Genomic DNA, 6,053 nt, shown 5'->3' with positions numbered 1-6,053 from the left:
AAGTGGCAAATACTCAGTATCCATTCTTGTCGAAACAGAAGTGAATCCATTACCAAAAACAGATTCTACTATTGGTATTGATGTTGGATTAAGGGATTTTGCAATCTTGTCAGATGAAACAGTATATAAGAATCCTAAATTCTTCCGTACATTAGAGAAAAAGTTGGCAAAAGCACAACGTATCCTGTCAAGACGAAAAAAAGGGTCTTCAAATTGGCATAAANTCCTAAATTCTTCCGTACATTAGAGAAAAAGTTGGCAAAAGCACAACGTATCCTGTCAAGACGAAAAAAAGGGTCTTCGAATTGGCAAAAACAACGAATCAAGGTTGCAAGAATACATGAGAAAATAACGAATGCAAGAAAGGACTACTTGCATAAAATCTCCAATGCTAAGGTACGCAAGCTAAGAACGCCGCGTCCTGCGGCAACGCTTGCATGACCAACGTCGTGTTGGCCGAAACCACGATGTCATCGGGATTGAAGATTTGCAGGTATCCAATCTGTTACAGAACCACAAATTAGCAAAAGCCATTAGTGAAGTAAGTTGGTCAGAGTTTCGCACCATGCTTGAATACAAGGCGAAATGGTACGGAAAACAGGTTATAACGGTTGCGAAAAACTTCCCTTCCAGCCAGCTATGTTCTAGTTGTGGCTACCGCAATAAAGACGTTAAGAATCTCGCATTGCGTGAGTGGGAATGCAAAGAATGTGGTACGCATCACGACAGGGATATTAACGCAAGTAGGAATCTTAAAAATGCAGCCATAAGACTTCTAACCGCAGGAACTGCGGGGATAGCCTAAGCAAAACTTTCGGTTACGAAGGTGTTCTTAGGAATCTCCATCTTCAAATTTCGTAAGAAATTAAGGTGGAGTAGTTCAACCCCGAAGGAGCAATAAATGTTCTATCTCCTATTTATTAGTTCAGATTCAAATTTCAGATGAACGTATAAAGCAACATTTACACCTTTATTTGAGAGTACATGCTAGTGTTTGGCAGGTAAGGTTCACAACGGTGTTGCTTATTTGACACAATATGCGAAGTGCTAAAGGGATGTTGTATAATGAAGTTGTAAAGTAGCAGAATTAGGAATAAAATTTTTTTAAAAACGAATAAGGGAGGGGTTAAATTGGCTCCGCCGCATGAGAACAATTCGTTAACGTATGCTGAATACTTAAAGTTAGATGAAGAAGTTCAATATGAGGTGATTGATGGGCGAATATATAATATGTCACCATCACCTAATGTAAAACATCAATCGATTGCAATGGAACTTTCAACAGAGTTCAACGTGTATTTAAGAAATAAATCATGTAGAGTTCTTGCTGAAGTTGACGTTTGTCTTTGTGAAGAAGAAGACCTCACCAAAGTAAACGAATGGGTGAAACCGGACATAGTGATTGTATGTGATGAAGATAAAATACACAAAAGCCGCATTGTAGGTGCGCCAGATTTAATTGTTGAAATACTATCAAAGTCTACTGCAAAAACAGACAGAATGATTAAGTTTCATCGATATCAAAGAGCAGGTGTTAAGGAATACTGGATTGTTGACCCTGCACACGAAACAATTGACGCATATGTATTAGAAAACGAGCTATACAAACATAATGGCACATATACGAATGATGAAGTTATTGAAGTTAGAATTTTTGATGATTTATCTATAGATCTAAAAAATGTTTTTAGAGAAGAATTTGAGAAATAAGTGTTTAAAGATTGTTCGTTGATATTGCTCGTGTCAATTTGATGCAAGAGCTTTCCTTCAAGTTATTAAGGGAGAGCTCTTTTTTATCCAATGAAAATTGAAGCACGAAAAATTAGATGTTAATATAGGGTTAGGGGGTAACATGTATCGGATCGTTTAATACCTTGTAAAAAAGGCCTGATTTTCCAAAATCCTTCCAATTGGATCACAGTACTCCCCCATTTAAATGCTATTTTTTTGTGTGGGGGAGTTTTAAATGTTCATATCGAATTTCATAAAAGGCTTAGGGTATTTTCCTCCTATCAACCTAAAATTCGAGTATTTTATGCAACCTAAAATAAGAGTTAATGAAACTTGTGCCAATGGATACAATCCACCTTGTTTGTATGATTGATGAACTTATGAATCTCTCGTTTGATAAAGAAAGTGCTTTTATGTAAACCCTACCCCAACGCCACATCCAAAATCATCATTAAAACAAAACCAAACATCAAACTCATTGAAGCCAGGTCTTTATTGCCTTTTTCCTGTGAGCTCGGGATAACTTCTTCCGCTACAACAAAGATCATGGCTCCAGCGGCAAAGCTTAATGCGTAGGGTAATAATGGTTCAATAAATGCGACAGCGAATGCACCAATCATCGCTGCAATCGGTTCGACCATGCCTGAGAGCTGCCCGTAGAAGAAACTTGTGCTGCGTGACATTCCATCCCCCCTCAAAGGCATGGACACGGCCACACCTTCGGGAAAGTTTTGAATGCCGATTCCTATGGCTAACGTTATGGCACTTGCTAGAGATGCTTCCGTTCCTCCATTTGCTAGTGCACCGAAAGCAATCCCGACAGCTAATCCTTCCGGAATGTTATGTAATGTTATCGCAAGCACTAACAAGGTACTCCTTTTTCTTTTTTTAAATTCAAATCCCTCTCCTTGGCCTATCGGTGCGTTTGGATGGAGATGAGGTAATATTTTATCAATTCCCCACAAAAAAATCCCTCCTAATACAAAACCAAACGCAGCCGGGAACCATTTTCCTATTGGATTGCCACCCGACATTTCTATGGCCGGAGAAAGCAGCGACCAGTAGCTGGCTGCAATCATGACACCGGCTGCAAAGCCTAACATGCTATCCAGCAATCGTTGGTTTAACGTTTTTGTAGCAAAAACGACTGAAGCCCCCAATGCTGTCATTCCCCACGTGAATAATGTAGCGATGAAAGCTTGTGTAATTGGGTCAAAACTCTTAAAAAAATCTACCATAATGAAAAAAGGGCTCCTTTTACGAAATTTATAAAAATAGATTGCGTTTGAAACGGTTTTTCACTTTCTTGGATTGCCGAACTTCATTATCATGATATTACAATAAAAAACGAACATTCTTTTTTTCGTTCTATCATTAAAAAAAGATTTATCCTGTTTGTGAAACGTTACTGCCATCCTTCTTGCGATAAATGTATTTTACCCATTAGGCACGGTGTTAAATCCCTTTGCTTTAAGTTATTCGCTTGAAGAAAAATGTTAAAAAGCCATTAATTATCCGTAATGAAGTATCATTCGGTTGTCACTTATATTATCAAGGGTTGACATCAATTACAAAGTGAAATAATATATTCTTGAATGTACCTATTAAATCTAGGTAGGTGGGTGTATGTATAACCGAGAGCTTTTAAAAGGCAGTACCTCATTATTACTGTTGCAATTGCTTAACGAACGAGCGATGTACGGTTATGAGCTTGTCAAAGAAATGGAAAAAAGGAGCCAAAATACGTTACAAGTGAAAGAAGGAACGTTATATCCCGCCTTGCATAAACTTGAGCAACAAGGTTATGTTGAAGCTTACTGGGAGAAAAAGGAAAAAGGCCCTGCAAGAAAGTATTATAAGTTGACATCTGCCGGGAAAAAATTGTTGCAAGAAAAAACAAAAGAATGGATGTCCTTTTCGAATATGATGAATCAGATGTTGGGAAGAAGCGGGCCATGATTCAGACAAAAGAAAAGTATATCAAGCAGTTCGAGCAAGAGATGGAAGCTCACCCTGAAAAGGAATTAATTATGGCTGAACTTATCGTACATATTGAAGAAGAAATGGCGGATTTGCTGAGAAAAGGAATGAGTGAACCAGAAGCTGTACAAGCCATGATCGAGCAATTTGGCCATCCAAACGAATTGGCTGCCCAATTTGGAAAGATATGTACAACAGCACCTAACAAAGTTAAACTTTGGCTTGTTTTAAGCAACCATTTTCTTTTTTTGATGGGGGCCTGCTTAACAGTATGTTATCATCTTGGTAATATGCCATTTTTGCAGATTGCTTGGGAAGTGCTCGGACAATACAGCTTGCTTATCCTATTCATGTATACTGGTTTTTGGTTGTTTATTGGCTATCAAATCGGTAAAGAGTTTGGTGCGAAAGGGAAGAGAATCCTTTTTGAAACAATGAGTTGCGCCCTTATCCCAAATTTGGTGTTAATGTTTGGGATTCTTTACGGGGTATTTCCTACCCAATGGTTTAGCCCTTTTTTAACCCCATCTTTTGTAGTGGCTTGCCTCGGCGTTACACTCTTATTCTATCCGTTTAGTCAATTCGGTTATTATTTTGGAAGGCATCAGGCCGTATAAGGCCTGAAATTTTTACCCTTATACATAGATTAGCTAGGTATACTCATTCCGTAATGAGCATTCATCTTAAAAAACTAAGGAGAAAAATATGAAGAAAGCGTTAATCCCTTGTATAGCCATTCTCATGCAATTGATTTATTTTTCGCTGTTTCTATCCGCTGCTGTGGCTAAGATGGACCCAATTATTGCCGCAATGATAACTCTTCTACTTGCTATTGCCAGTTTGCAGCTTGGTGTCTATTCGTTTGCAAGAAATCTTTATCCTATTTTGTCACTGATTGTTGTTATCATCGCTTGGCTTATGATCTTTTTCTTTCTTTTTGCCTTTATGTTGCCAGAGGCCGGAATTCCTCCTTATCTTTGTGATCCGTTTATAAAAAATTCCTAGGTTTTTGAAAGGAGCTAGGTATGTCTACTTTATTACTAATTGGGTGCTTATTTGTTTTGATCGTTTTATTAAACAAGCGGAGACTTGCCCGTTTTGTCCATTCAAATTCTTTTTTCGTTAGAAAATTAGAGAGCTTTAGCTGGTTTCAGAATGAATGGCTTGCCGGCATTTTTTTATTTTTTTTAAACGCTTTTTTATTTGGGCTGGCAGCAGCCGCTTTTATTTTGACAGGAATGTTACCAATTCCATTCTTTCATCTAGTTGTGATGTTTCTTGCAACAGTTTTAAGCATTTATCTATGGTTCGTTTTCCGCGAAGCAGTGAACAGGGGCCGGAGAGAATCTTTCATCATGGGATCAGTTGGCAGCAGTTTTTATTTCCTGCTTCTCCTTATCTTCCTCTATATGCTGGTGACCCTTGAACCAGGTACACCAGAACATGACACAGGTATGGCTTTTTTTGGGCTAATATTTGCGATGTTTGTTTCTTTAGTCGCTTTTGTTACATGTTTCTGGATAACTGGGCTGTCCAAGAAATCCACTACAAAATAAAAAGCGAGAGAAGAAAGGCGTGATGCTTTTCTTCTCTCGCTTTCATTTTAGGGATTTATTAGGCAGCCCCAATTTTTTTGAATGAATTACCATTCTTCAATAGCTAACGCCCGAATCGGTGAGCCAGTAAGACCTTTCAAATTTAAAGGGGTACCAATAAAATAGAACCGTTTTTTAGATAGTTTTTCTAGATTCACAATATTTTCCATGATTAAGATATTCCGGCTAAGTAATGCTAAATGAACAGTCCGCTGCATGTTATCATTGATGTCTGCGTTCGGTAAATCGAGTCCAATTGCTTTAACCTTCTTCTCAAGAACCCATTCCGCTACAGATGGGGCTAATGATTTACAGTCATGAAAGCCCTCCGCATTCCACTCGCCAGGCCAGCATCGGAAGAGAACAATATCATTTTCTTTAATTTCTAGCTGCTCTTTTTCTACAACTTTTTCTATCATTTCTTTTGTTACTGGTTCGTTCGAACCTTTATCAGAAACATCAATCAATACGGCATTGCCCATCGTCGCTTCGATTGGAATATTCTCGACTGTTAAGCCGTCCTTAAAGAAATGGTAAGGTGCATCCATATGTGTACCACTATGATCCGACATCATAATCATTTTACTTGCATAACCTTCACATGGTGCCTGGTATCTCGGTTTTGAAAAGTCGTGTGTAATATGGTCCATCATCACCACTTTAGGATGTGAAGGAAATGAAACAAGGCCATCGTATAATAGTACAGATAAATCTACAACCCTCATAAGAATACCTCCAATTTAAATA

The 6,053-nt window shown here is 38.2% G+C and carries 7 protein-coding genes and 1 pseudogene; 6 read left to right on the top strand and 2 right to left on the bottom strand.

The annotated features are described in order from the left end of the window. Both DCC39_RS08240 and DCC39_RS08235 read left to right on the top strand, forming a co-directional pair. A pseudogene (locus DCC39_RS08240) lies at window positions 1-805 on the top strand (RNA-guided endonuclease TnpB family protein); the annotation flags it as partial. A gap of 326 nt (window positions 806-1,131) precedes the next feature. Then, complete coding sequence (locus DCC39_RS08235) at window positions 1,132-1,710, top strand: Uma2 family endonuclease (RefSeq protein WP_116554416.1); 579 nt, start codon at window positions 1,132-1,134, stop codon at window positions 1,708-1,710. A gap of 443 nt (window positions 1,711-2,153) precedes the next feature. Here DCC39_RS08235 and DCC39_RS08230 read toward each other — a convergent pair whose 3' ends face one another. Continuing rightward, complete coding sequence (locus DCC39_RS08230) at window positions 2,154-2,969, bottom strand: ZIP family metal transporter (protein ID WP_116554415.1); 816 nt, start codon at window positions 2,967-2,969, stop codon at window positions 2,154-2,156. A gap of 388 nt (window positions 2,970-3,357) precedes the next feature. Between DCC39_RS08230 and DCC39_RS08225 the strand changes: the two genes are divergently transcribed. The 4 genes from DCC39_RS08225 to DCC39_RS08210 all read left to right on the top strand — a co-directional run bounded on the left by DCC39_RS08225 (window position 3,358) and on the right by DCC39_RS08210 (window position 5,267). After that, window positions 3,358-3,690 (top strand): PadR family transcriptional regulator, encoded by a 333-nt coding sequence (locus tag DCC39_RS08225; protein WP_116554414.1) that lies wholly within the window; start codon window positions 3,358-3,360, stop codon window positions 3,688-3,690. Then, window positions 3,687-4,328: a permease prefix domain 1-containing protein gene (locus DCC39_RS08220; protein WP_116554413.1), complete on the top strand. Its 642-nt coding sequence runs from the start codon at window positions 3,687-3,689 to the stop codon at window positions 4,326-4,328. The genes DCC39_RS08225 and DCC39_RS08220 overlap by 4 nt, the downstream gene beginning before the upstream one ends. Window positions 4,329-4,416: 88 nt before the next feature. Next, window positions 4,417-4,716, top strand: a complete 300-nt coding sequence (locus DCC39_RS08215; RefSeq protein ID WP_116554412.1) for a hypothetical protein — start codon at window positions 4,417-4,419, stop codon at window positions 4,714-4,716. Between the two features lie 20 nt (window positions 4,717-4,736). After that, window positions 4,737-5,267 carry a hypothetical protein gene (locus tag DCC39_RS08210; protein ID WP_116554411.1) on the top strand — a complete coding sequence of 177 codons (531 nt, stop codon included), beginning with the start codon at window positions 4,737-4,739 and terminating at the stop codon, window positions 5,265-5,267. 86 nt (window positions 5,268-5,353) lie between these two features. On the opposite strand, the gene DCC39_RS08205 is transcribed toward DCC39_RS08210, so the two are convergent. Then, a complete protein-coding gene (locus DCC39_RS08205) occupies window positions 5,354-6,031 on the bottom strand; it encodes a cyclase family protein (protein ID WP_116554410.1) in 678 nt (225 codons plus the stop codon). Window positions 6,032-6,053 lie beyond the last annotated feature (22 nt).

Source organism: Pueribacillus theae, assembly GCF_003097615.1.
GTDB classification, from domain to species: domain Bacteria; phylum Bacillota; class Bacilli; order Bacillales; family UBA6769; genus Pueribacillus; species Pueribacillus theae.
This window is presented reverse-complemented; position numbering and strand designations above follow the sequence as displayed.

Coding starts and splice junctions, on each gene's coding strand:
- DCC39_RS08230 (WP_116554415.1), bottom strand. CDS start 2,969: ATGGTAGATTTTTTTAAGAGTTTTGACCCAATTACACAAGCTTTCATC.
- DCC39_RS08225 (WP_116554414.1), top strand. CDS start 3,358: ATGTATAACCGAGAGCTTTTAAAAGGCAGTACCTCATTATTACTGTTG.
- DCC39_RS08220 (WP_116554413.1), top strand. CDS start 3,687: ATGATTCAGACAAAAGAAAAGTATATCAAGCAGTTCGAGCAAGAGATG.
- DCC39_RS08215 (WP_116554412.1), top strand. CDS start 4,417: ATGAAGAAAGCGTTAATCCCTTGTATAGCCATTCTCATGCAATTGATT.
- DCC39_RS08210 (WP_116554411.1), top strand. CDS start 4,737: ATGTCTACTTTATTACTAATTGGGTGCTTATTTGTTTTGATCGTTTTA.
- DCC39_RS08205 (WP_116554410.1), bottom strand. CDS start 6,031: ATGAGGGTTGTAGATTTATCTGTACTATTATACGATGGCCTTGTTTCA.